General features: G+C 66.0%; 23 protein-coding genes and 1 other RNA gene. 15 read left to right on the top strand and 9 right to left on the bottom strand.

The features are described from left to right. The first annotated feature begins 184 nt into the window (after positions 1-184). From OCH7691_RS16190 to OCH7691_RS16180, 3 genes are all read left to right on the top strand, one after another. The gene (locus tag OCH7691_RS16190) at positions 185-1,027 is read left to right on the top strand and encodes a formylglycine-generating enzyme family protein (protein ID WP_217808094.1); all 843 of its coding nucleotides are present in this window, start codon (positions 185-187) and stop codon (positions 1,025-1,027) included. A 13-nt stretch (positions 1,028-1,040) separates the two neighbouring features. Beyond that, on the top strand, positions 1,041-1,838 hold the full coding sequence (locus OCH7691_RS16185; protein ID WP_217808093.1) for a DUF6969 family protein: 798 nt from the start codon (positions 1,041-1,043) through the stop codon (positions 1,836-1,838). A gap of 146 nt (positions 1,839-1,984) precedes the next feature. Next, the gene (locus OCH7691_RS16180; RefSeq protein WP_085884629.1) at positions 1,985-3,775 is read left to right on the top strand and encodes a sensor histidine kinase; all 1,791 of its coding nucleotides are present in this window, start codon (positions 1,985-1,987) and stop codon (positions 3,773-3,775) included. Here OCH7691_RS16180 and OCH7691_RS16175 read toward each other — a convergent pair. Beyond that, the gene (locus OCH7691_RS16175) at positions 3,772-4,356 is read right to left on the bottom strand and encodes a pentapeptide repeat-containing protein (RefSeq protein ID WP_085884628.1); all 585 of its coding nucleotides are present in this window, start codon (positions 4,354-4,356) and stop codon (positions 3,772-3,774) included. The genes OCH7691_RS16180 and OCH7691_RS16175 overlap by 4 nt on opposite strands. Beyond that, entirely contained in the window at positions 4,349-4,849 is a 501-nt protein-coding gene (locus OCH7691_RS16170; RefSeq protein WP_085884627.1) for a thioesterase family protein, read from the bottom strand. The genes OCH7691_RS16175 and OCH7691_RS16170 overlap by 8 nt, the downstream gene beginning before the upstream one ends. Positions 4,850-4,973: 124 nt before the next feature. Between OCH7691_RS16170 and OCH7691_RS16165 the strand changes: the two genes are divergently transcribed. Next, entirely contained in the window at positions 4,974-6,359 is a 1,386-nt protein-coding gene (locus OCH7691_RS16165) for an FAD-binding oxidoreductase (RefSeq protein WP_085884626.1), read from the top strand. A gap of 29 nt (positions 6,360-6,388) precedes the next feature. On the opposite strand, the gene OCH7691_RS16160 is transcribed toward OCH7691_RS16165, so the two are convergent. Then, complete coding sequence (locus OCH7691_RS16160; protein ID WP_085884625.1) at positions 6,389-6,883, bottom strand: hypothetical protein; 495 nt, start codon at positions 6,881-6,883, stop codon at positions 6,389-6,391. Between the two features lie 128 nt (positions 6,884-7,011). After that, the gene (thyX, locus tag OCH7691_RS16155) at positions 7,012-7,947 is read right to left on the bottom strand and encodes an FAD-dependent thymidylate synthase (protein ID WP_085884624.1); all 936 of its coding nucleotides are present in this window, start codon (positions 7,945-7,947) and stop codon (positions 7,012-7,014) included. A 78-nt stretch (positions 7,948-8,025) separates the two neighbouring features. On the opposite strand from thyX, the gene ssrA reads away from it, so the two are divergent. The 5 genes from ssrA (at position 8,026) to OCH7691_RS16130 (ending at position 12,358) form a co-directional block, all read left to right on the top strand. Beyond that, positions 8,026-8,356, top strand: a transfer-messenger RNA (tmRNA) gene (ssrA, locus tag OCH7691_RS16150). Positions 8,357-8,497: 141 nt separating this feature from the next. Then, the gene (locus tag OCH7691_RS16145; protein WP_085884623.1) at positions 8,498-8,977 is read left to right on the top strand and encodes an SspB family protein; all 480 of its coding nucleotides are present in this window, start codon (positions 8,498-8,500) and stop codon (positions 8,975-8,977) included. Positions 8,978-9,038: 61 nt separating this feature from the next. Continuing rightward, positions 9,039-10,649 carry a fumarate hydratase gene (locus OCH7691_RS16140; protein WP_085884622.1) on the top strand — a complete coding sequence of 537 codons (1,611 nt, stop codon included), beginning with the start codon at positions 9,039-9,041 and terminating at the stop codon, positions 10,647-10,649. A 30-nt stretch (positions 10,650-10,679) separates the two neighbouring features. Further along, positions 10,680-12,089 (top strand): class II fumarate hydratase, encoded by a 1,410-nt coding sequence (locus OCH7691_RS16135; protein ID WP_085884621.1) that lies wholly within the window; start codon positions 10,680-10,682, stop codon positions 12,087-12,089. Continuing rightward, positions 12,086-12,358 (top strand): ribbon-helix-helix domain-containing protein, encoded by a 273-nt coding sequence (locus tag OCH7691_RS16130; protein WP_217808092.1) that lies wholly within the window; start codon positions 12,086-12,088, stop codon positions 12,356-12,358. Before OCH7691_RS16135 ends, OCH7691_RS16130 begins: the two co-directional genes overlap by 4 nt. Here OCH7691_RS16130 and OCH7691_RS16125 read toward each other — a convergent pair. Further along, a complete protein-coding gene (locus OCH7691_RS16125) occupies positions 12,355-15,675 on the bottom strand; it encodes an AsmA family protein (RefSeq protein ID WP_085884620.1) in 3,321 nt (1,106 codons plus the stop codon). The genes OCH7691_RS16130 and OCH7691_RS16125 overlap by 4 nt on opposite strands. A 137-nt stretch (positions 15,676-15,812) precedes the next feature. On the opposite strand from OCH7691_RS16125, the gene OCH7691_RS16120 reads away from it, so the two are divergent. The 3 genes from OCH7691_RS16120 to OCH7691_RS16110 all read left to right on the top strand — a co-directional run bounded on the left by OCH7691_RS16120 (position 15,813) and on the right by OCH7691_RS16110 (position 18,253). Further along, positions 15,813-16,019 carry a DUF4169 family protein gene (locus tag OCH7691_RS16120; RefSeq protein ID WP_085884619.1) on the top strand — a complete coding sequence of 69 codons (207 nt, stop codon included), beginning with the start codon at positions 15,813-15,815 and terminating at the stop codon, positions 16,017-16,019. Positions 16,020-16,153: 134 nt separating this feature from the next. Beyond that, complete coding sequence (locus OCH7691_RS16115) at positions 16,154-17,818, top strand: acetolactate synthase large subunit (protein ID WP_085884618.1); 1,665 nt, start codon at positions 16,154-16,156, stop codon at positions 17,816-17,818. A gap of 234 nt (positions 17,819-18,052) precedes the next feature. Further along, positions 18,053-18,253, top strand: a complete 201-nt coding sequence (locus OCH7691_RS16110) for a hypothetical protein (RefSeq protein WP_085884617.1) — start codon at positions 18,053-18,055, stop codon at positions 18,251-18,253. On the opposite strand, the gene OCH7691_RS16105 is transcribed toward OCH7691_RS16110, so the two are convergent. Then, positions 18,212-18,856 (bottom strand): HAD-IA family hydrolase, encoded by a 645-nt coding sequence (locus OCH7691_RS16105; RefSeq protein ID WP_085885132.1) that lies wholly within the window; start codon positions 18,854-18,856, stop codon positions 18,212-18,214. The two genes, OCH7691_RS16110 and OCH7691_RS16105, sit on opposite strands and share 42 nt — an antisense overlap. A gap of 356 nt (positions 18,857-19,212) precedes the next feature. Here OCH7691_RS16105 and OCH7691_RS16100 point away from each other — a divergent pair, with 356 nt between their 5' ends. Next, the gene (locus OCH7691_RS16100) at positions 19,213-19,908 is read left to right on the top strand and encodes an SPOR domain-containing protein (RefSeq protein WP_085884616.1); all 696 of its coding nucleotides are present in this window, start codon (positions 19,213-19,215) and stop codon (positions 19,906-19,908) included. Positions 19,909-20,247: 339 nt separating this feature from the next. On the opposite strand, the gene OCH7691_RS16095 is transcribed toward OCH7691_RS16100, so the two are convergent. Continuing rightward, a complete protein-coding gene (locus tag OCH7691_RS16095) occupies positions 20,248-21,126 on the bottom strand; it encodes a mechanosensitive ion channel family protein (protein ID WP_085884615.1) in 879 nt (292 codons plus the stop codon). A 129-nt stretch (positions 21,127-21,255) separates the two neighbouring features. Next, the gene (locus OCH7691_RS16090) at positions 21,256-21,687 is read right to left on the bottom strand and encodes a sll1863 family stress response protein (RefSeq protein ID WP_085884614.1); all 432 of its coding nucleotides are present in this window, start codon (positions 21,685-21,687) and stop codon (positions 21,256-21,258) included. Positions 21,688-21,835: 148 nt separating this feature from the next. Between OCH7691_RS16090 and OCH7691_RS16085 the strand changes: the two genes are divergently transcribed. Both OCH7691_RS16085 and OCH7691_RS16080 read left to right on the top strand, forming a co-directional pair. Further along, complete coding sequence (locus OCH7691_RS16085) at positions 21,836-22,837, top strand: DUF6635 family protein (protein WP_085884613.1); 1,002 nt, start codon at positions 21,836-21,838, stop codon at positions 22,835-22,837. 98 nt (positions 22,838-22,935) lie between these two features. Next, a complete protein-coding gene (locus tag OCH7691_RS16080) occupies positions 22,936-23,943 on the top strand; it encodes a dipeptidase (protein ID WP_085884612.1) in 1,008 nt (335 codons plus the stop codon). Between the two features lie 22 nt (positions 23,944-23,965). On the opposite strand, the gene OCH7691_RS16075 is transcribed toward OCH7691_RS16080, so the two are convergent. Further along, complete coding sequence (locus OCH7691_RS16075) at positions 23,966-24,619, bottom strand: helix-turn-helix domain-containing protein (RefSeq protein ID WP_217808090.1); 654 nt, start codon at positions 24,617-24,619, stop codon at positions 23,966-23,968. Between the last annotated feature and the right edge of the window lie 11 nt (positions 24,620-24,630).

The raw sequence follows: 24,630 nt of genomic DNA, 5'->3' as shown, positions 1-24,630 counted from the left end.
TGACGCATGAGGGGCAACAACTATGGCGGGTCAATCGCGGGAACGGCGTCATCCCCGAATCCATGCCATGGCGGCGGGCGCGGCGTCCGGTCAAATCGTCTCACGAGCGCGTGAGAGCGGGGCGCGGCGGCGACGGGCGAGGCGTATATTGCCGGCCATGAGGTACCCTTCGAAAGCAATGTCGGTGCGGACGGGACTTGTCGTCGCGGCATTGTGGCTCGCGGTCGCGCCCCTTCGTGCGGCGGTCCCGGAACCGCCGCTTCGCGACATTCCCGGCGGCACGTTCATTGTCGGATCGGATCGGGCCGAACGGGAAATTGCCTATGCGCTGGACGAACGGGGCTACGGTCACGACGTGACGAGGCAGCAACGGTGGTACGAATCGGAGGGTGAACGGCGCACCGTGCGGCTCCCGGCATTCCGCATCACCGCGACGCCGATCAGCAACGCGGACTATGGCCGGTACATCGCCGCGACCGGGCACCCCGCGCCGGACGTCGATCGGGCGACCTGGCAGGATTACGGCCTTGTCCATCCCTATGCGCGAACACGCCGCTTCGCCTGGCGGGACGGCCGGCCCCCGATGGGGCGGGAGGACCACCCGGTCGTTCTGGTCAGTCATGCCGACGCGACCGACTACGCGAACTGGCTGAGCCGGGAAACCGGCCAGCGCTGGCGATTGCCGACGGCGGATGAGTGGGAAAAGGCGGCGCGAGGCGACGACGGGCGCTATTTTCCCTGGGGGAACGACTTCGATCCGGCGCGGCTGAACAGTCACGATGCCGGGCCGTTCGATACAATGCCGGTCGGCAGCTTCCCGGCCGGTGCAAGCCCCTACGGCGTGCTTGACGTCGCCGGGCAGGTGTTCGAATGGACGGCGACCCCTGCCGGCGCGCACCGGCATGTCGTCAAGGGCGGTTCCTGGGACGACAAGGGTTGCGGTGTCTGCCGCGCGGCGGCCGGGCATGGCCGTCCGGACCAGATCAAGCATATTCTGATCGGCTTCCGGCTGGTCCGTGAACCTTAGGAGAGCGATTGTCATGACGAATGCCGCCGGTTTGCCAGACAGCGGAAAGACCGATTACCTTGCCAAGACCATGGCAAGCGACGAAGCAATCATCAGCCAGCTTCTGTCGGAGCTCGACAGCGACCGGCTCAAGCACATGCATGGCGCGGCCGCCGAGATCATCGAGTGCTACCGCGTGCTGCGGAAGGGTGGCCTCAACGTCGTCGGCGAGTTGCTCAAGGGGCAGGGCACCTTCTACGAGTGGAATCACTTTCCCGAAGGCGACATCTACGACAGCGACTCGCATGCCCAGTATTATTACCATGCCCATCGCGGCAGCGAGGTGGAGCACGGCCATTTCCACACCTTCGTCCGCGTCAAGGGTATGCCGAAGGGACTGTCGCCGGTGCCGCACGAGGGCACTGAACCCTGGCCCGAAGGGGACGAACGGCTGTCTCACCTGATCGCCGTGTCGATGGACAAGTTCGGGTTCCCGATCGGGCTGTTCACGACAAACCGCTGGGTGACCGGCGAGAACTGGTATCGCGCGGAGGATGTCATCGCGATGCTCGACCGCTTCGTGATCGATCACGCCAACCCGTCCTGGCCGGTCAACCGCTGGCTGACCGCCATGCTTCGCCTGTTCCGGCCGCAGATCGAGATCCTGCTGGTGGCACGTGATCGCGCGGTCGAGGCGCACAAGGTCCGGATCGGCGATGCCGATGTCTTCGAGGACCGCGCGCTCGAGATCACCTCCGACCTGCCGATATCCGTCGAGACCCAGACCAAGGCGCTGGACAGCGAGCTTCGGGCGCGCGGCCTGATCGGCTGACTGCCGGGTACTATCCCTTGAATCTCGCGGGCAGGGTGCACAACCGGCGGTCGGGTGGCGGGGGATCTTAAAGGCCTCTTAACCTCCATCGGCGAGGATCGACGCCTAGATCGCGGGAAAAAGCGCTTCAAGGGCGAGATATCATAATGCTGGGCCTGATCTGGCCGCGTCTCGCCGATTCATGGGCGGGCGGTCGCACACAGGAAAAATGGCAGGAAGCCGAGGTTCGCGTACGCCAGGTCGTCCAGATGACCAAGTACGCGCCCGTGATGACCGCGTTCAACGTCCCCACCGCGATGCTGACTGCCGCGGTTCTCTGGGACATCGTGCCCAATCTGGCGCTCCTGGCCTGGGTCCTGATCATGGCCGTGCCGTCGGCCTTCGTGTTCTACGCATCCTATCGCAAGCGGAACTGGCCGGTGCCGCGTTCGGTCAGCCGCCGGGTCGTCGACGCGTCCGCGGCCTACGCGTTGTTCCTGGGCAGCCTCTGGGGGGCGGCGGGCTTCTTCTTCTTTTCCACCGACTCGATCGTTCACGAGGTCTTCCTGGCCTTCGTGATCGGCGGTCTCGTCGCCGGCGTGGTCCCGGCGCTCAGCATCGTTCCGGCCGCCTATCTGTTCTTCTCGGTGCCGGCGCTGACCCCGCTGATCATCCGTTTCATCGGCAATTTCGACCAGCTGTCGCTGATCATGGCGCTGATGGCAGCGATGTACCTGGTCGCGATGATCAGCTTTGCCCGGGTGGGGTTCACCTCCTTCCTCGACCATGCCCGGACCAAGCGGGACAACGCCACCCTCGCCGATCGACTGGCGGAGGCGAGGGCCAACCTGGTCGACGCCATCGAATCCAGTTCCGATGCCTTTGCGCTGTTCGACGAGGAAGGGCGCTCGATCATCAAGAATACCAAGTATCGCGGCTATTTCCCGGAGGGACGGCAGTTGCGCACGCTTTCCGTCGGGACCTTCGAGCAGCAGCTCGTGAGCGGCGAGTGGCTCAAGTCGAGCAACCGGCGCACCCGCAGTGGTGGCATCGTCAGCGTGCATACCAGCATCAGCGAACTGAAGGCCCGCGAGGCCGAGGCGATCGAGGCCAGGCGTGTCGCCGAGCGCGCCAACCGGATGAAGTCCGAGTTCCTTGCGCTGATGAGCCACGAGCTGCGCACGCCCCTGAACGCGATCATCGGCTTCTCCGATATACTCAAGGACGAGCTCTTCGGCAGCCACAGCGACCCGCGCTACAAGGAATATTCCCTCGACATCGCCGACAGCGGCCGCCACCTCCTGCAGGTCATCAACGACATTCTCGACCTGTCGAAGATCGAGGCCGGCCGGTTCGAACTGAGCCTGGAAACCATCGACCTGCGCCGCATCGCCCAGTCCGCGGTACGTCTGCTCGCGCAGAATGCAGAATCCGGCGGCATAGAGCTGCGCCTGGAAATGCCGACGGCGATGCCGCAGATCACCGCCGATTCACGGGCGGTGAAGCAGATGCTGGTCAACCTGATCAGCAATGCGGTGAAATTCACCCAGCCGGGCGGCGAGGTCGTGGTCACCTCGGAAACGGTTGGCGAGGAATACGCGGTTTGCGTCCGCGATACCGGGATCGGTATCGCCGCAGATCAGATGGAACGTGTCTTCGAGCCCTTCGGGCAGGTCGACAGCGGCTTCAGCCGCAAGGAAGAGGGCACCGGGCTCGGCGTCCCGCTGGTCCGTTCGCTGATCGAACTGCATGGCGGCCGATTGACGATCGAGAGCGAGGTCGGCACGGGCACGGAGGCGACGCTGTTCTTCCGCGTGAAACCGCCGAAGACGGACTCGAGCCACGACGCGGCGGCTGCCGGCCCAGGTGACCCCGTGATCGCTCACGATCCCGAAGACATGCCTCTGGATACCGTCGCGCCCCGCGCCGAACAGAGGGTCGCGAACTATCGCGCCTAGGCGGGACCCGGCGCCTTGGTGCGTTTCAACCTGCACTGCCCGATCGATCCTTCGTCGCAGACCGTCTTGCCGTCGATCCAGGTCGCGCCGGACAGGTCGGCGTTGAGCAGGTCGGCATTGTCGAGGCGCGCGCCGGTCAGGTCGGCGTTGCGGAATACCGTGCCGTAGAAGCGGCCGCGCCGCATGTCGGCCTTTGCCAGGCTGGCGCCACTCAGATCGGCGCTGGTGAAGTCCGCATCCCGAAGGTCGGCGCCGGCGAGGCTCGCCCCGCTCATCTTCGCGGCGACGAAATGCACCCGGCGGCCGTCAAGCCCGTCCAGCTGCGCATTCTCGAAATTGGTATTCGAAAGACTGGCGCTCTGGAAATTGGCCCCGGTGAAATCTCGGTCCGAGAAATCGTTGCCGAAGAACTGGCAGCGGCGCCAGTCGACGCCGGGCGCCGGAACGTCCGCGCAGTCGGCGCTGGCGGGCAGCGACAGGACCGGCAGCAAGGCAAGCCCGAGCGCCAGTCCGGCAAGGAGATTGCGTCCGCGCGACGATCGAGAGTTCCGCGGGCGGGCTGTCGCGACGATTTCACCCATGAGAGGCCGCCATGCGTCGCCGGATGCCGATCACCGTCCCGGCGCGCTCGGGCCAGGGCAAAGTGCGGTGCATTTCATGGAGGGCGGCGACCCGCTCGTAGGCATGGGGCGGGAACGGCGCGGCGCGCGGACCGGACTGATCGACATGCAGTAGCAACTGTTCCGACGTCGCGGCAATGTAATCCGCGTCCGCATGGCGCATTTCCAGCATGTAATGGAGCCGTCTGGCGTCGAAATCGAGGAGCTGCAAGCGGAACGCCAGAGGCGCTCCCTCATGCACTTCACGGACATAGTGCACGTGGGTTTCCAGTATGTAGGTCGAATGGCCGGTGCGGCGGCGATAGTCATCGCCGATGTCGAGCTGATCGAGAAACTGGTCGAGTGCGTGATCGAAGGCAAGGACGAAGTAGGCCACGTTCATGTGACCGTTGTAGTCAATCCATTCGGGGCGCACGGATTCACCGGCAATCGGCAAGGTGGCTGAAGCGGTCATGAGGGGGAGTGTAGAGCAAAGCCGCGCGCCCCAAAAGCCCGCCGGCGCCGGCCTTGTTGCCGCACCCCGCGGGCTGCCCTAGTATCGGCGCCCACGTTCGATGGCCGGCTGATGGAGAAATCCGATGAGTGTTGCGACGGCATTGCGGAATGACTGGCTCGAGGAACTGAAGGCGTTGCTCGGCGAACGGGTGAGCACCGCCGCGGCAGTGCGCGAACAGCATGGCCACGACGAGAGCTGGCACGAGACCGCGGCGCCCGAGGCGGTGTGTTTCGCCCGGAGCACCGAGGAAGTGGCGGCGATCGTGAAGATCTGTGCCGCTCATCGCGTCCCGGTCGTCCCGTTCGGCACCGGGACTTCCCTTGAAGGGCATGTGAACGCGCTGCATGGCGGTGTGACGATCGATCTCGGCGAGATGAACGCCATTCTGCGGGTCAGCGCCGAGGATCTGGATTGCACGGTCCAGCCCGGCGTCACCCGCAAGCAACTCAACGAGCATCTGCGCGATACCGGCCTGTTCTTCCCGATCGATCCCGGCGCCAATGCCTCGCTGGGCGGCATGGCGGCGACCCGCGCGTCGGGCACCAACGCGGTCCGCTACGGCACCATGCGCGAGAATGTGCTGGCGCTCACTGTGGTGCTGGCCGACGGCCGCGTCATCCGCACCGCGCAGCGTGCCCGGAAATCGTCGGCGGGATACGACCTGACCCGGCTGTTCGTCGGTTCCGAGGGGACGCTCGGCGTCATTACCGAGGTCACCCTCCGGCTCTACGGCATTCCGGAATCGATTTCCGCCGCGGTCGTCTCCTTTCCCGATATCGAAGGCGCGGTGCAGGCGGTCATCACCACCATCCAGGCCGGCGTGCCGGTCGCCCGGATCGAGCTGCTCGACGAGGTCCAGATGGAGGCGATCCGGAATTACTCCGGCCTCGACTACCCGGCCCAGCCGACGCTGTTCCTGGAGTTTCACGGTTCGGAAGCCGGTGTCGCGGAACAGGCCGAGACGGTAGGCGCGATCTGCGGCGATCATGGCGGCGGCGATTTCCGCTGGAGCAGCCGGACCGAGGACCGCAGCCGGCTCTGGGAAGCGCGGCATAATGCCTATTACGCGGCGCTGGCCATGCGGCCGGGTTCCAAGGGCTGGCCGACCGATGTCTGCGTGCCGATCTCGGCGCTTGCCGAATGTATCGTCGAGACCAAGAAGGATCTTGCCGGATCGTTCCTGCTGGCGCCGCTGGTCGGCCATGTCGGCGACGGCAATTTCCACCTTTCCTTCCTGCTCGACCCGGACAAGCCCGAGGAACTGGCCGAGGCGCACCGTCTGAACGACCGGCTCGTCATGCGGGCCCTGGCGCTCGGCGGCACCTGCACCGGCGAGCACGGCGTCGGCTACGGCAAGATGAAGTTCCTGCAGGCCGAGCATGGTGAGGCGCTCAGCGTGATGCGGACCCTCAAGCAGGCGCTCGACCCGGACAACATCATGAATCCCGGAAAGATCGTCGCCGTCTGAACCGTCGGTCCGGCCGCCGGGGCCGGCCGTCAGCGCACGTTGAGCTGGCCGCCGCTCGCCTCCGCCGGCTGCGCGGCGAGGATGAAGTCGCGGACGTCGTCCTGCAGCTCCTCGTTGTCGAGCCTGAACTTGACGCGAATGTCCTGGATGCGCTGCTCCCAGGCCTTTTCCTTGGTGCCATCCGGATCGTCGGCCTCGCGGTAGATGTCGCGGAGCAGGGTCTCGACGCTCCGGAACATCGCCGCGTAGACCGCCATCGTGGCGTCGAACCAGGGCTTGTTCCCGCTGTCCATCTTCTTGATGGTTTCGCGGTTCTCGTTGACATTGGCCTGCAGGATCGCCTCGACCGCCTTGACCTGGTTCGGCATCAGGCTGACGATCTTCGTCAGGTCGATGAGCACGCCGGCGAGGACGTCGAGGCTGTAGCTCGGCGGCACGCCGCCCTCGACGCCAAGCGTCAGGGTGGTGGTCTTCTGAATGGCTTCCAATGCCTGCTGCATGCCGGTCAGGATGGTTCTCAGCATCGCGATCGATCCTCTCATCGGCCCTGTCCGCGTCGCCCGCCGCGCCAATCCTGGCCGTCACGGGGCAGTCGCCGTTCAAGAGACGATGGGAGGCATCGTTTTGTGCCGAGAAAACCGCGGACGGACGATCAGTCGCGGCCGAGTGTCGCCATGAGTTCACGCCATTCCCGGGCGCTGAGGCCGCTGCCTGCCTGCTCGACCGTTTCGCCTGCCAGCATGCGGCGGACCACGTCGAGGCCGGCGGCCGAGAGCTGGGCACCGTTCGCCCGGTAGTTCATGAAGGCGTCGAAGGTGATCGGCACCCAGCGCTTCAGGGTGTCCAGCATGACATCGGCATAGGCGCGGATCTCGAACTGGGCATGGGCGTCCGCGCGCAGGTTCAGGAAGTGCATCAGGTTGTGCAGGTCGGTCTTCCAGTACCATTGCGTATAGAAGTTGAGGGTCAGGTCCATGCGAGCAAGTTCCCGGGCCAGCCCGTCCCTTTCCGGATCGATGACGCTGCCGTCCTCGCGCTCGTTGAGCATGTCCTCGTAATGGCCGTAGACCTGCTCGGCATCGGCCCGCAGCAGGTCCTGGACGCGGCGCGCCTCGTCCGGGGCCAGTACATTGCCGCGTCCCTGGCGGTTCTGTGCCGATTGCACGGCAAGCTGCTCGGGCTCCGGGATGTAGAACTCGCGATCGAGGATCGAGTAGCGCGCCGAATATTCGTTCACGTTGGCGGTCCGGTGGCGGATCCACTGGCGGGCAACGAAAATCGGCAGCTTCACGTGATACTTGATCTCGCACATCTCGAACGGCGTCGTGTGCCAGTGCCGGATGAGATAGTTGATCAGCCCGCGGTCCTCGGAAACCCGCTTGGTTCCCTTGCCGTAGGAGACCCGGGCCGCCTGCACGACGGCGGCGTCGTCGCCCATGTAGTCGATGACGCGAACGAAGCCGTGATCGAGCACCGGGAGCGGCTGGTAGAGGATTTCCTCAAGCGCGGCGACCGACGGCCGCAGACTCGGCCTGGGCTCGGCCCGCAGGCTGTCGATTTCGGCTTGCTGCTCGGGATTGATCCGCATCTGGCCTCTCTTCGGTTCCGGGCCGCTATATATAGCGCAGGGTGCTTCCGCTGAGCCACCCCGGAATCGTGCTCCGCCGCACTTTGCAATCCCGCTTTTACCGCCTATATTAGGGGTGTCGGGCAACCGACTATGGCGATAAACGCTCTATGGAATAGGCGTAGCGGACCCGGGGGCGGTACCCGGCGCCTCCACCACAACGACATCGACGGGGTCATCCCGGTGTCGTTCTGCTGGGGGCGAAACAGGCTCGACGCGCGCAGTAAAGATACAGTTTTCGCCCGGCATGATACCACCGTTATCGGGTCTTTTTCACAAATGCCAACGACAATGAGGCATTTGCTGTTGCTGCCTAATTAGGCAGCAATAACGGGGTTCGGAGGGCACCTGGCAACAGAAGCCCTCCACTCCTCTCCTCTCTTGCAGTTCACCCGTTCGTGCCCGTCCGGGGCCGCGTGCCGTTGGCCGGGCCATATGTGCGTGCATTTTTTGGGCTCGAATTGCGCCTCCGTCCACGTCTATACTCGGGGCCGACACGGACGGGACATCGATGAATCAGGAATCGCTGGATTATAACGAGATGGTTGAGAGCGCGCTTCGCAGTGTGCTCCGCCGGGCGTTGCTGGTTGCCGCGACCGAAGGCATGCCGGGCGAACACCATTTCTACGTGACCTTCCGCACGCATTTCCCGGGTGTGCGAATTCCGCCCTACCTGCGCGCGCGCTATCCGGAAGAAATGACGATCGTCCTGCAGCACCAGTTCTGGGAACTGACGGTGGAGGAGGAGGGCTTCAGCGTCGGGCTCTCGTTCAACAAGGTGCAGGAGCAGCTGGTCATCCCGTATGCGGCGGTGACCGCGTTTGCCGATCCGAGCGTCCAGTTCGGCCTGCAGTTCAATGTCCCATCCGGTGCGGCGCCTCCAGCCCCGGAGCCGGCCGGCGACGATGCGCCGAGCCCGCAGGAGAACGAGAAGCCCCGCCCCGCGGAAGGGGCCGAGGTCGTGACCCTGGACGCGTTCCGCAAGAAGTAGCAGCCGGCGCGCCTGCGCGCGGGTCCGGCGGATCACCAAGGCAAAAGAGGCGACTGGCACAATGGCTGATTTCCATTACCAGGAAATGTTTCCGCTCGCGTCCGACGACACGCCCTACCGGCGCATCGACGGCGATTTCGTCACGGTCCGGGATGTCGGCGGCCGCGAAGTGCTGGAAGTGAAGGCCGACGCGCTGACCCAGCTTGCCGCCGAGGCGATGCGCGATGTCGCTCATCTGCTGCGGCCCGGGCATCTCCAGCAGCTCCGGAACATTCTCGAGGACGACGAGGCTTCGGCGAATGACCGCTTCGTCGCCCTGGAACTGATGAAGAATGCCAACATCGCCGCCGGCATGGTCCTGCCCGGCTGCCAGGATACCGGCACTGCGATCATCATGGGCAAGAAGGGCCAGTTCGTCTGGACCGACGGCGAGGACGAGGCGGCGCTTTCGCGCGGGGTCTTCAAGACCTATACGGAGACGAATCTCCGATATTCCCAGCTCGCGCCGCTGTCGATGTTCCTGGAGAAGAACACCGCGACCAACCTGCCGGCCCAGATCGACCTCTACGCGACGCCCGGCAGCGAGTACAAGTTCCTCTTCGTGGCCAAGGGCGGCGGCTCGGCCAACAAGACCTTCCTCTATCAGGAGACGCCGAGCGTCCTGACGCCCGAGCGGCTGATGCCGTTCATCGAGGAAAAGATCCGGGCTCTCGGCACCGCGGCCTGCCCGCCCTATCACCTGGCGATCGTCATCGGCGGCACCTCGGCGGAACTCAACCTGAAGACCGTCAAGCTCGCCTCCTGCCACTATCTCGACGAACTGCCGACCGAGGGCAACGAGCATGGCCGGGCCTTCCGCGATCCCGAAATGGAGCAGAAGGTTCTGGAACTGAGCCGCAAGATCGGCATCGGCGCGCAGTTCGGCGGCAAGTATTTCTGCCATGACGTTCGCGTCATCCGGCTGCCGCGCCACGGCGCCAGCGTGCCGATCGGGGTCGGCGTTTCCTGCTCGGCCGATCGCCAGGTCAAGGCCAAGATCAACCGCGACGGCGTTTTCCTGGAGAAGTTGGAAACCGATCCCGCCAAGTATCTGCCGGAGATCACCGAGGACGCACTGAGCGGCGACGTCGTCAAGATCGACCTCAACATGCCGATGAAGGATATCCTGGCGAAGCTTTCGCAATATCCGATCCGCACGCGATTGAGCCTGACCGGGACCCTGATCGTCGCCCGCGACCAGGCTCACAAGCTGATCCGGGAACGGATCGAGGGCGGCGGCGAGATGCCGGACTATTTCAAGAATCACATGATCTATTACGCCGGGCCCGCGAAAACCCCGGCCGGTTACGCCTCCGGTTCGTTCGGGCCGACCACCGCGGGACGCATGGATGCCTATGTCGACCAGTTCCAGGCGCTTGGCGGCAGCATGATCACGCTCGCCAAGGGCAACCGCAGCAAGCAGGTCACGGTCGCCTGCAAGAAGCATGGCGGCTTCTATCTCGGTTCGATCGGCGGGCCGGCCGCGATCCTGGCACTCAACTGCATCAAGAAGGTCGAGGTGCAGGAATTTCCCGAACTCGGGATGGAGGCGGTCTGGCGCATCGAGGTCGAGGATTTCCCCGCCTTCATCGTCGTCGACGACAAGGGCAACGACTTCTTCGCGGAGATCTGAGGGGCCGGCACGCCCGGTCGGGGCAGCATCATGCAGGGCGACGAGGAGATGCGGGTCGAGCGCGACAGCCTGGGCGAAGTCCGCGTCCCGGCTGATCGCTACTGGGGCGCGCAGACCCAGCGCTCGCTCGCGAATTTCCCGATCGGCGGCGACCGCATGCCGCTTGCCTTCATCCACGCGCATGCGTTGCTGAAGCGCGTCGCAGCCGAAACCAACATGGCCCTTGGCAACCTGCCGGCCGAGCCCGGCCAGGCGATCGTCCGGGCCGCCGGCGAGGTCGTCGCCGGCCGCTTTGACGGACATTTCCCGCTAGTCGTCTGGCAGACCGGCTCGGGCACGCAAAGCAACATGAACGTGAACGAGGTGATCGCCAGCCGGGCCAACGAACTGCTCGGCGTGCCGCTCGATGCGCCGCTCGACCGGACGCGGCCGGTGCATCCGAACGACCATGTGAACCGGGGCCAGTCCTCGAACGATTCCGTGCCGACGACGATGCATGTCGCGACCGTGATCGCGTTCCGCGACCGCCTGCGGCCGGCCCTCGACGGGCTCGGCGACGCGCTGGAGCAGAAGGCCGACGCCTTCGCCGATATCGTCAAGACCGGTCGAACCCATCTGCAGGACGCGGTGCCGATTACCCTCGGCCAGGTTTTTTCCGGCTACACGGCACAGGTCCGCCAGGCGATCGGGCAGCTCGACGCGGCAGCCGGGCCGCTCCATGAACTGGCGATCGGTGGCACCGCGGTGGGAACCGGGCTGAACGCGCCGGCCGGCTTCGCGGCAGGCGTCGCCGAACGGCTGTCGGCCGCGACCGGCGCGCCGTTCCGCGTCGCGGACAACCGCTTTTCCGGGATCGCCGCGCATGATGCCATGGTCGGCTTCTCCGGCGCGCTCAACACGACCGCCGTGGCGCTTCGCAAGATCGCCAACGATATCCGCCTGCTCAGTTCCGGGCCGCGCACGGGGATCGGTGAGATCCGCCTGCCGGCGAACGAACCCGGCTCCTCGATCATGCCGGGCAAGGTCAATCCCACGCAGGCCGAGGCGCTGGCGATGGTTGCCGCCCAGGTGATGGGGCTCCATGTCGCGGTCACGATCGCGGCGAGCGGCGGCGAACTCGAACTCAATATCGCCAAGCCGCTGATCGTCTTCGATGTGTTGCAGTCGATCGTCCTGCTTGGCGACGCGGCCGCTTCCTTCCACCAGCGCTGTGTCGAGGGCATCGAGCCGGATCGCGAGCGGATCGCGCTCCATCTCGGTCGTTCGCTGATGCTGGTGACCGCGCTGGCGCCGGAAATCGGTTACGACGCCGCCGCCGCGATCGCCAAGCATGCCCATGCCGAGGGCCTCACGCTTCGCGAGGCGGCGCTCGCCTCGGGCAGGATCGACGCCGAAAGCTTCGACCGGCTGGTCGACCCGGCGACAATGACCGGCGAATGACAGTCGCGCCGGATCCGGCGGCATCGGCCATGGAAAAGCACAGCCTGGTCATCTCCGGGCACCGCACCTCGGTCTCGCTGGAGGCGGCCTTCTGGCGCCATTTCGTGGCGATCGCCGAGGCGCGGGGGGTCAGCGTGAACAGGCTGGCGAGCGATATAGACGCCCGCCGGAGTGGCAATCTGTCGAGCGCCATCCGGGTCTTCGTCCTCGACGCGGTCGCGAGGGATTCGTGGGACATTCCGGAGGGGGACGGAACGGGTTCCGCCTAGTTCCGGGCGAAACCGCCGTCGGCTATGAAGGTCGCGAGCGGACGCAGGATCGGATCCCGATCCGGCCGGAGCAGGGGGCCGGACAGGCCGACGCCGAACGGCGGCGCGCCCGGCGGCCCATCGAGCTCGATCATCAGCCTGCTGCGGGTTTCCCAGCGATCCAGGTCGACACGGCCGGTCAGGATCGCCCGGGCGCCATCAAGGCTGAAGACGGTCGGTTCGGTGGTTGCCACACCGCGCTCGATCCGCCAGGCCCCGCCGCCGTGCGCGAAGGGGGTTTCGCCGCCGTCGAGCGCCGCGGCGACAAGCGCGCGGGCCTCGGCGATGCCCGGCCGCTCGCCGCGCCGGTCCAGCAGTCCGGCCAGGTCCAGCCCGCGCAGCACGCCGTCGCGGCCGCTGATGCGGGCCTCGCCGTCCAGGCTGCGGACGAGCTGGAAGATGCTCCGTCCCGCGCTCTCGCCCCTGAGATGGAGATCGCCGCGCGCCTTGCCGATCATCATGCCGTCGTAGGGCGGCGGCAAGGCGTCGACGGCGCCGTTGTCGAGCCGGAAATCGAAGGCGACCCGGGCCGGCGAGGTCGCGACGTCGAGGCTGCCGGATGCCGTCATGGCACCGTCGAACAGGCCGGCGCGCCAGTCCCGGACCTCCAGCCGACCGGCTTTCAGCGCGCCATCGAAGGCCATGTCGCCGAGTGCCGTCGCGCCGAGATCGACGATCGCAGCATGCAGCGTCAGCGTGCCGTCAAAGCCAAGGAGGCTGGAGAAATCGATGACCGAACGCGGCCAGCCGCCACCGGCCGCCGGGCCGCCCTCCTGCCCGGCCTCGCGCTCGAGCGTCTCCACCAGGGGCGCGAGGTCGAGCCGACGGGCATCGAGCGTGGCCGCGACCGTCGTTCGCGGACCTTGCCAGTCGATTGCGAGCCCGCCCTCGGCGTCGCTGTTGCCCAGGGTCATGACGAGTTCGTCGAGCCGGAAGCCGTCGGAGCCCGCGTCGACCGCCGCGACGAGTTTCGCGGCGCCGAAGGGCCCGGGCAGCATGCGGCCGTCGGGAAGCGGGATCGTGTCGAGCGACGGATGGCGCAGCGCGAGCGTGCCGCGGAGCCCGCTGTCGGCCGCCGGCGAGACCAGAAGGTCTCCATCGAACGACGCTTCGAGACGGTTCACGGTCGCGCTGGCCCGGAGGCGCGCGGCCTTCTCGTCGCCGTGACCGTCGATCTTGAGCTCCGCGTTGTCGCCGTCGCCGGCGAAGCCCCGCGCGTAGGGGCCGAGCAGGAGAGCGAGGTCGCGGGTATGCACGGCGACGCTTCCGTCATAGGTGACGTGGCCGAAGGGGTCGCCGAGAAACCCCTGGAGAGTGAAGTCGGCGGCGTTGATCTCCCCGTCCGCGTCGATGGAGAGCCGGTCGGCGCGCCCGCTCACCTTGCCGTTCACCCGCGCCTCGCGCAGCGCCTTGAAATGGGCCGGCAGTTCGAGGTCGAGACCGCGCGCGGTCCGGGCGAGGCTGTCTGTCCGGCCATCGAAGACGATGTCGAACTGCGGATTCCCCGCAAGGTTCTCGACCCGGCCGCCGGCTGAGGCCCGGAGCCCTGACAGGTCGCCGACTGAAAGCTGGTTGAGGGCGAGCGCACCATTATAGAGATAGGCGTCGAGCGCGAAGTTCTGCAGGTTGACCCCGTGCCAGGTCAGGGCGCCGATCTGCAGCGCGGCCGAGCTGTCGAAGCCGGCCAGGCGGGCGAGGAAGGCATCACGGGGCATGTTCGCCGTCGCCGGAGCGTCCGACGCGGGCGCGAGATAGGCGTCGAGATTGAGCCGGTCGATGGCGATGTCCAGGCCGAAGGACGGCCGGCTGCGCAGCGCGATCGTCGCCGCGCCGCCGAGGCGGCTGTTGTCGACGATGCCGTCGATCTTGCTCAGCGCGACCGCCCGGTGATCGATATGCAGCCGGGCCGCGAGCTGTGTCTGGCGAAGCCTGTCCTCCGGGATCGCCGCGCTGTCGGCGCCGAGCCATTCGGCCAGGCCGCGGATGTTGCTGGAGCGGAGCCGGACCTTGCCGTCGAAGGCGAGGCCTGCCGCGCTGTTCTCGACAGTGCCATCGGCGCGCAGCTCCGTGTCGCCGGGAAGAAATGCCGAGGCCTCGCCGATCGCGATCCGGCCGTGGATTGCCTCGGCCGTGAACCGGGCCTGCCGGACTATCTGCCCGCGCCAGTTGATCGCACCGACGGCGACGCTCAGGCTGCCATGCATGGCCTCGGGAACCGAGGCCTGGCGCAGCCGCCCGGCGAACGATCCGGCGCGATCGGAGTCCGGCCAGCGGGCCAGTTCGCGGTCGATATCCAGGCGGTTCAGTTCGAGTGACGCGGTTACCGTCGGTGTCTGGCCGAAGCGAACCCCGACCAGGCCTTTGGCGAGCATGTCGCCCAGTCTGAGGGAAAGCCCGGTAAGTGTCAGCCGCCCCCCTTCGAGGCCAAGGTCGGCGGTCAGGTCGAGCGCGAGCGGTGCGTTCGGGCTATCGGCCGCCAGGGCGCCGAGCGGCGGCAACGCGGCGAGCAGCGCCCAGCCGTCGGGCCCCTCGGCTTTCAGCCGGCCGGTCAGGGCAATGCCGTCGGCCGACCTGCCGCCGCCGGAACCTGTGCCGGGGCGCCCGCCGAGGCGCCCGTTGAAACGGATCGAACCGGTCGCCGGGCGTTCGATCAGCAACTGCGCGCCGAGCGCGGCGCTGCCGTCGTCGCCGATCCGTCCGATCGAGACCTGGAAGGCGGCCGGCTCGTCTGCCAGCATCAGCCGGCCCTTGAGATCGAACGGGCCGCGCGAATCGCGGGCATCGAAACGCCCGTCGATTTCCGGGATGGCGATGTCGATCCCGCGGTCCTCGTCGATCAGGCGAAGACTGGCATTCTCGAGTTGCAGCCGGCGGAGCGCGGCGGTCCCGGCCAGCGGATCGTTGGCCCGACCGGAGGCGAGCGCACCGAGATCGACGGTCATCGCCGGGCGAACGAGGACGATATCCTCGGCCTCGATCGCGCCGGTCAGCAGCGGAAGGAGCGCGAGACGGATATCGAGCCGCTCGGCCGTCAGGGCCCGCAGCGGCGAGTCGCCGCGATCACCGGACAGCGTGACATCCCCGAGCGAAAGTGCCGGCCGAGGCAGCAGCGTCAGCGAGACGTTGCCGGCCAGATCGGGGTTGAGACCGGTCTCACGCGCCACGACGCCGGCGATCCGCGGCTTGTGGGCGTTCCAGTCGATGAAGCTCGGCGCGACGAGGGCGGCGAGACCCAGGAATACGAGTGGAATCAGGAGTGCGATCGTCAGGCGCGTCACGGGTGGCTCACCGGAGGATCAAGTGATGAAGATCAAGTGATGGAGTCTCAATGGTTTTCGCCGCTCCCGCTTTCGTCTAAATTACATGTTGCTGGATGGCGAAACAAAATATCGGCGCACGGTGAGGGGGAAGCGTCATGGGAGATATCGTCAACCTGAACAAATACCGAAAGGCGAGGGTCCGCGCTGAAGCGCAGAGCCGCGCCGAGGAAAACCGCCGACGAACCGGCCTGACCAAGGCCGAGAAGGATCGCGAGCGGCAGGCTCGAACAAAAGCGGAAAGGACGCTTGAAGGCAAGAAACTAGACGGCGAACAGGACGATCCGCCGAAAAAGGGTGCCTGAATCAGGGCCTCCCTATCGAGGTGGATTCACCTGGCGCCGAGTATGCGACTCTATTAGGTCGATATTCACCTCCTGACCAGATCATAACGCGCGGCCCCGACCGGTCGGCTCAAAACCTAGGGAGAACAAGAACCATGAAAGCATCCGATCTGTTTGTCCGCTGTCTGGAAAATGAGGGGGTGACGCACATCTTCGGCATTCCGGGCGAGGAGAATGCCGATGTCATGATTTCGCTCAACAAGAGCAAGATCAAATTCGTGCTGTGCCGTCACGAGCAGGCCGCGGCGTTCATGGCGGATGCCTATGGCCGGTTGACCGGCAAGACCGGTGTCTGCCTGGCGACGCTCGGGCCGGGAGCGACCAACCTGGTGACCGGCGTGGCGGACGCCAACATGGATCGCGCGCCGCTGGTCGCGATCATCGGCCAGGCCGATACCGAGCGGCTGCACAAGGAAAGCCACCAGAACATGGATTCGGTGGCGATGTTCCGCCCGATCACCAAGTGGGCGCAGTCGATCCATCACCCGGACAACATCCCCGAGGTGGTCCGCAAGGCCTTCAAGGTCGCCGAGTCGGAGAAGCCCGGCGCCTGCCTGATCGAACTGCCAGAGAATCTCGCGGAGGAAATGACCAAGGCCGGGCCGATGCGGCCGACGACGACGCGCCGCGCCGCCGCCGACCACAAGGCGGTCAAGCAGGCGGTCGATGTCATCGCCGCAGCCAAGAACCCGCTGGTGCTCGCCGGCAACGGCGCGGTCCGCAAACGCACCGCCAAGCAGCTCCGCCGGTTCTCCCGGAAGACCGGTATCCCGGTCATCAATACCTTCATGGGCAAGGGCGCGGTGCCGCGCAGCGACGAGCATTGCCTGTTCACGATCGGCCTCCAGGGGCGCGATCACACGAATGTCGCGGTCGACAATGCCGACGTCATCATCACCGTCGGCTATGACCTCGTCGAGTATTCGCCGGAGCGCTGGAACAAGGACGGCGACAAGACCATCGTGCATATCGATTTCTGGCCGGCGGAGGTCGACGATGCCTATCCGGTCGCGGCCGAGGTCGTGGCGGACATCGCCGACGCCCTCTGGCAGATCAACGAGGAACTGAACGCCCGGTTCGGCGATTTCGGCAAGCTGCCGCTGTTCGACCCGAAGCGCTGGGCCAAGCTGCGCCAGCGCATCCTCGACGATTTCGCGATGGAGAAGGACGACAAGTCCTTCCCGATGAAGCCGCAGAAGATGCTGTGGGACGTCCGCGAAGTCATGGGCCCGGCCGACATCCTGCTGTCTGACGTCGGGGCCCACAAGATGTGGGTTTCCCGCTACTACCAATGCGACGAAGCCAATACCTGCCTGATCTCCAACGGCTTCTGCTCGATGGGCTTCGCGCTGCCCGGCGCGATGGGGGCGACCGTCGCCTGTCCGGAATCGCGCGTGCTGGCCATTTGCGGCGATGCCGGCTTCCTGATGAACGTCCAGGATCTGGAAACCGCGGTCCGCGAGAAGATGCGCTTCGTCGTCCTGGTCTGGTGCGACAACGAGTACGGCCTGATCAAGTGGAAGCAGCAGAACTCCTTCAACGGCGAGCATTCCGAACTCGCCTTCAACAATCCCGATTTCGAACTGCTGGCAAAGTCGTTCGGGATGTGGGGCAAGACCCTGACGTCGGCTGACCAGTTCAAGCCGGCTCTCGAAGAGGCGTTCCGCCAGGACGGCCCCGCGCTGATCGCGGTACCCGTCGATTACGCGGAAAACCTGAAGCTCACCGCCCGTCTCGGCAATATCGAGCAGACGATCTGAGCCTGTCGTCCGGCTTCGGCCGGAGCGGATGCCGGGGCCGTCGTCCCTATCGGGACGGCGGCCTTTGCATTCCCGGCGCCACGGCGTCGGCCGATTTCACGATTCGTTTCGCATCTCGTAGCGGAAGTCACAGAAATTTCACGACCCCGTTCCTATGTTGGAATAGGGCACGGAGATGCTCAGGGTCGGTCTCCCCGATTGGGGGGCGCTTTAGAGGCAGTGATGGGAAACGTAATGCTCGATTCCGAATTCATGGCCGGTGAGCCCGACTTGCGGGACGTGCTGGCCGATCCGCTGGTTCGCGCCGTGATGCGGCGTGATGGCGTGACCGAGGCGACCCTCAAGGAGGTCGTCAGGCATTATCGGCAGTCGGTACTCCGGCGGACCGCACGCCTAGCGAAGCGGGATACCGAGCAGCGTCTCGAGCTCCGCTAGGGCGGGCCCGGCCGCACTGACCTTGATCGTCCGCATTCCCATTGCCCTGGCAGGCTTCAGATTGATGCCGAGATCGTCCAGATAGACGGTCTCCTTCGGGTCGATGGCGAGTTCCCGGCAGGCATGGGCGTAGATTTCCGGGTCCGGTTTCCTCAGGCCGAGGCGGCTCGATTCGACGACCAGATGAAAGAGGGACATCACCTCGGCGACTTCGTCGGCGCGCTCAGGGTCCGTCGCCATGCCCGGGCCACTGCCGGCGGCGACGTTGTTGGTGATGCAGCCGCAGACGAATTGCTCGCGGCAACGACGGAGCGCGATCACCATTTCCGGGCGGACCTGGCCCGCCAGCAGCGCGATGATCTGGCGGCCCGGAACCGGACGACCGGCCGCCCGGCTCTCGGTCTCGAAAAGCCGGTCGAACGCATCCAGGTCGATCTCGCTCCGCTCGAACCGCGCCCAGGCGTTGCTGTCCGGATTGGTCGCGTTGATACCGCGCAGGAAATTCGCCGGGAGGCCGTTCTCCCGCTCGTATCGGCTGAAATTGTCGAACGGGCTCGTCGTGAAAACGCCCCCGAAATCCCAAAGCACGGCCTTGATCATCAGAATACCGGATCCCTGTAACGGTTCGTACGCGACCGTCGGTCTAGCCGACAATGGCGCAGCGGTAAATGCCCGGCTGGCCTGAACGCAGGTTGGCACGCAAACCCGTGTTCCGCGCCTGGCCGGCAAGTTGCCTCACAGAAGTCACACAAAATGAAAATTTATCTAATAATGCGATCTTTATGGATATCGATTTAAGTAATGATTCCGTACAATTGAGGTAACATATAATGAAAAGATAAAAATTGTAGAAAATTCTACCGTTAAACTGTCGTTATCCTCAATCATTCACAATTTTTCAACAGGGCGGGGGTCTCTGAACGGAGGGTGCGACTATGCGAGCCCTGGCGATAATCGGGATGGCGTCCTTTCTGCTGGGCGGTTGCGCCCTTCCTCCTGCGATCACGGCGGCGAGCTGGGCGCTCGACGGTATCAGCCTGGCGATGTCCGGGAAAAGCATGACCGATCATGCGCTGTCGGCGGTTGTCGACGAGGATTGCGCGATTCTTCGCCTGCTCGATGGCGAGCCGGTTTGCTCGGAGTTTGAAGAAGGTGACGGATCGGTCCTGCTCGCGGCCGATGACGATCCGGTCTATCCGACCGGCCGGGACGGCGGCTATTCCGCGATTCCTGCCGATCGGACCGTCGATGCCGCGACGATCGCCGAGGCGGCACCGGCATCTGCCGCCGCCAGCGCCTCCGGCCCGGGTTCGCAGCCTGTCGCGGCCCGAGTTCCCGTGGGCTTGCCGGGCGGCGTGGCAGGATTGTCCGAACCCCGCTATCTGGTGCTCGGCAGTTATCGCAGCCGCGACCACGCGCACGCGATGATGGTGCGGGCCGTCGACCTCCGGCCCATGATGGTCGATGTCGAGGTCGACGGGTCGCGTTATCACAGGGTCACCGTCGGGCCGTTCGCGGCTGAACGGATCGATGCTGCCCGCGCCACGCTCGAGGCCCGCGGTTTTAAGGAAACCTGGCCTGTCGCGCTCGCCGACGGAAGCCCGTCCCGGGGCGGCGTCACGGCGCTGGCGATGAACACGGCCGGCCGACGCTGAACGCCGGGCAGGCCCCGCGAATTGCCGTGCGACGCGCAATCGGCCCGTGCCGCTTGCGCCAATATTGCCACATCGTGGCGCAAAGGTGTTGCCCAGAAAGCGCTAGACGCGGCACGGAGGGGCGATCATAATGCCGGTCGCTCAGGAATTCGCGGCCCAAGTCAGGGGAGGAAAACAAGCAGGGGGGTCGGATCCGCAAATGGATCCGCGGGGCGGTTATCCGGAAACGAATGATCGTGGAAACAGAACAAACCTTGCATAAAAAAGACTGGGAGGGTGGACATTGTTCCACCCTTTTATTTTGTCCGGACAACTTGGGCGGTTCCGAAGAATTCCTGTCTAGCTTTCGCGATATCCTGACGTATTAGCGGTTATGCTGGCGACCGACTGCGCCGTTGCTGCAGCGACCGGCAACAGCTTTATGCCCTTGCCGGCCAGGGCCGCGTGCACGGCGGCGTTGATGCGGAAGCGCTCGATGTAATATTGCTGGCTCGGCACCCAGTATCGCAGGCCGATGACAAAGCCCCAGGGGGCGAAATCCTCGATCCCGACCTGAGCTTCCGGACGCGCAAGCGATGCCAAGTCCGGCTTGCCCACGTTCATCGTCTCGGCGATCGCTTCGCGTATCGCGGCCACGGCGCTTTTGGGATTCTCGCCAAAGGCTAGGTGCAGGCGGCTTTCGACGATCCGGACCGCGTCGGAATTGATCAGTATCTCGCCGACGATCTGGCGGTTCGGGATGGTGATCCGCTCGCCGTCCTCGCCGATCAGGATCGTTTGTCCGAGGGTGATCTCCTCGACCACGCCGCTCACATGCTTGACCGTCAGCGTGTTGCCGACGACGAAGGGGCGGGTGAGGATGATGCTGATGCCGGCCCCGTAGTTCGACAGCGGACCCTGTATCGCGACCGTCGCGCCGAAGGCCGCGGCCCCGGCGGCGGCGATCAGCGGCGCGATCGTGATCCCAAAGTTTCCGAGCGTGATGATCACCACCATCACTACGAGCACGAGTTTCACCACGTTGCCGAGGAAGCGGCTGAGCGTCGTGTCGACGGCGCGCGCTTCCATCCGGCGGGCGACATAGCGGCCGAACCAGGAGGCGACCTTCAGGCCGATCACCAGGACGACAAGCGCGCCCAGGATCTGGAAGCCGTAGGCGACGACGAACGCGATCAGCGTTTCCAGCAGGCTGTTGATGGTCTCGATCTGGTTTTCCATGCTGTCACTCGCACCGGATGGGAATTACGCAGCGCGTCCAGCATCCGGATTCGGACATGACTTGGCAATGGGTCGCGTGGGGTCAGGCTGCCCGGGGCGCGGGCGGGCGGCTAGGCGCCGGCGGGTCGATCAGGTCTCCGTCTCGTCGACCGCTTCCTTGACTGCCTTGCGCAGGCGGTCGTAGGTACTGCTGAAGCCCTCCTTCATCTTCTCCCAGGTCTCCCCGCTTTCCTCGTTCAGGGCGTCGAGTTTGCGTTCGGTTTCGGCGCGGAGCCTGGCGAGATTTTCCTGCCGGTTCTCCCAGGCTTCCTTGGCCGCGCCGGTGCTCTCGCCGATCTTGCGGTTCGCCGCCTCGAGTTGCCGGTCGACGGAATCGAGGAGATTCTGGCCGGCCTCCTTGGCCTCGTCGCGCTGTGCCGCCGAATAGTTCTTGAAGGCGTTCCACGCCTCTTCCGTTTCCGCTGCCAGCTTCGATGCCTCGTCGGCATGGGCCGGCGGGACCGCCGCGAAGAGCAACGATGCCGCGACGATGACGGAGGCCAGTAGCGGTATGCGGGTCATGGGATCCTCGACAGATGACGGTCGCGGCGGCCGCCGCTACAACATCATGAGATAAGCCGGCGCCCGCATTCATCAAGGTATAACGCTGGCGCCACCGCGCTGACCGATTATCTGTTGAGGGGCGGCAGGATCAGGCGAGACCCGGAACATGAGCATGGATGAGGAGCGGGCGCAGACGCTTCCGGCGCTTCCGGAGGCCGAGATCCGCGATGCCTATGAGCGGGCGGTCGGCCGCTACATGGCGGCCCGGCGGGCGCGCCTGCCAGAGTTCATTGACCGGAACTTTACCTTCCGCGGCAGCCTGCGACTGCACCGCTCGGCGCTCGGCTGGGACGTCGTCCGGGCCCCGGTCAATATCGCGCTCGCTGTCCCGCGCCTGGTGGCGATGATGGGGGCCGGCGCGCTCGACGCGGCGGGCGGGAAGGGCCTTGCGGCGAGGCTCAGGAACGGGCGCTGGTACGTGCCGACCGACCTGATGCGCGAACTCGACTGGCGGGTGCATACCGAGTTTCTCGAACTGCCGCTCGAGCAGCCCGGGCGGCGCAGCGAACGGGACGCGCTTCTCGAGGCCCTGCTTGACGACCGGGCGGTGCAGTCGGCGCTGCTGCCGGCGCTTGCCGCGCTTGGGGAACGGGCAGGGAGCGAGGATTTCCGTGCCCGCCTGCGCGAGGAGATCGATCGGCTGGGCGGCAGCCGCTGGGCCTCGGCCGAGATCACCACGAACCTGATCGTGCTCGCCTCGGGGGCCGCCGCGCTCAAGTCCTTCACCCCCGGTGCGGTCTCGCTCGGCGCGGCGCTTGCCGGCTCGATCGCCCAGGCCGGCGCGATCGGCAGCTTCCCGCTCGGCGCGACGCTCGGCGGTCTTTATTACGGCGTCTTCCCGGCGACGGCGGGTGTGGCCGCGACCGCCGGGGTCACCGCCGGCCTGATCCTGGCCCTGGCACCGCTCACCGCCTTCGCCGGCGTCGCCGCCGACCCGGTCCAGCGCCGTCTCGGCCTGCACCGGCGGCGCTTCGCGACCATGCTCGATCGCGTCGAGCAGCGCCTGCTCGGGCGGGAGGCGGCCCGCGGGATCGTCGCCGATCACTATGTCGCGCGGGTTCTCGATATCGTCGACATCCTGCAGGCGGCGCTTCGCGCGGCGACCTGACCGTTCGGCCTTGCCGGCGCGCCCGTCGGGCGCGTCGCGCTTGGCGAGGGGCATAGGGTGCTGCTAGGAATCCTGTGCTGTTCAGAGAAGAGGACCCGATGACGCGCAAGGACGTATCCGATGCCGCCGCCGCCCTTCACGGGGATGCGCTGTTCTGGGACATGACCATGCCCTGGCGGATGCCCGGCGATCCGGCGCTTCGCGCGGCGTTGCCCGGACAGCTTGTCGAGGGCGGCTATGACGCGGTCTCGATCACGGTGGCAACCGATGACGACGATTCCGCCTCGGCGCTCGCCGGGATCGCCGAGGCCCGGCACGCCTTCGGACGCGACCCCGAACGCTTTCGCCTGATCGACGGCGTCGACGATATCCTCGCCGCGAAGGCCGGCGGACAGATCGCCGTCGGCCTGCATTTCCAGGGTAGCCGGCCGGTGGGACGCGACCTGCGCCTGGTCGAGGCCTTCTACAAGCTCGGCATCCGGCACATGCTGATGGCCTACAACCAGAAGAACTTCGTGGGCGACGGTTGCCATGAATTGACCGACGGCGGGTTGAGCGGCTTCGGCCGGGAACTGATCGCGGAGATGAACCGGGTCGGGATGATGGTCGATATCGCCCATACCGGGCTCGCCTCCTCGCTGGAGGCGGTGGAACGCTCGACCGCGCCGGTGATCATCAGCCACAGCAACGCCTGGGCGCTGCGCCAGCACCCGCGCTGCGTGCGCGACGAGCAGATCAGGGCGGTGGCGGCGACCGGCGGCGTGGTCGGGATCACCGGCCTCGGCATCTTCCTGGCCGAGAACGACGCCTCGCCGACGCGCTTCGTCGACCATGTCGACCACGCGGTGAATCTCGTCGGCGTCGAGCATGTGGGAATCGGCTTCGACTACATGTACGACCTGCCGTACTTGACCGAACTGGTGGTCAACTCCGGCGGCAAATGGCCGAAGGAATGGGGCTACACGACGCCCGACATCGAACAGATCCGGCCCTGGCGGGCGGTCGAGGTCACCCAGGCGCTGCTCGACCGCGGCTACGCGGAGGCGGATGTCCGGGCCATCCTGGGTGGCAACTGGCTGCGGGTCGCGAAGGCCGTCTGGCGCTGACCGAGGTCCCGCCGGTTCCCCTCTAACCTGCCGGCAGTTGGTCCCCGGCGGGGCCTCCCGGATTCCAGCAGACGACCAGTATGCGGGCCTCCTCGTCGCCTGCGGTCAGGTAGATATGGCCGCGCGAGCTGTCGAAATAGAGGGAGTCCTCTTCTTCCAGATGCATCGGCGCCATGCCCTCGAACTCGACCGTGACGCGCCCGGCGAGAATGTACAGGAACTCCTCGCCCGGGTGACGCACGTAGTCGGCGAAGGTCTTCCGGTCGCGCGCCTTCAGGACGCCATACATCGGCACCATGCGCTTGTTGCGAAGCTCGGCGCCCAGCATGCGGTAGACGTAGTTCTCCGTTTCATGCAGGCCGCTCTCGCCGCGCCGGGTGAGGCAGACGGTGCCGGGGGCGAAGCTTTGACCGCCGTCGCCGAACAGTTCGCCGACGTCGAGCCCGAGGCCGCTGGCAAGCTGCATGAAACGATCGTAGGCGAGCGCCATCCTGCCGCGCTCGACCTTCGAGATGGTCGAGATCGCCAGGCCGGTCCGCGCCGCGACATCGGAAAGCGTGAGTCCCTGTTTCTTCCGCACGGCGCGCAGTCTTTCGCCCATGGAGATCCGGTCGGTCGATGCCGACAGGCCGTCCTGCTTGCGGAGTCCGGTCAGGGGAGGGGCCTGGACGGTCAAGAAATTTTCCA

It is taken from the genome of Oceanibacterium hippocampi (assembly GCF_900172325.1).
Taxonomy (GTDB): Bacteria; Pseudomonadota; Alphaproteobacteria; order Sneathiellales; family Sneathiellaceae; genus Oceanibacterium; species Oceanibacterium hippocampi.
Note: the sequence above shows the minus strand (reverse complement) of the source record. Positions and strands in the feature narration are given on the sequence as shown.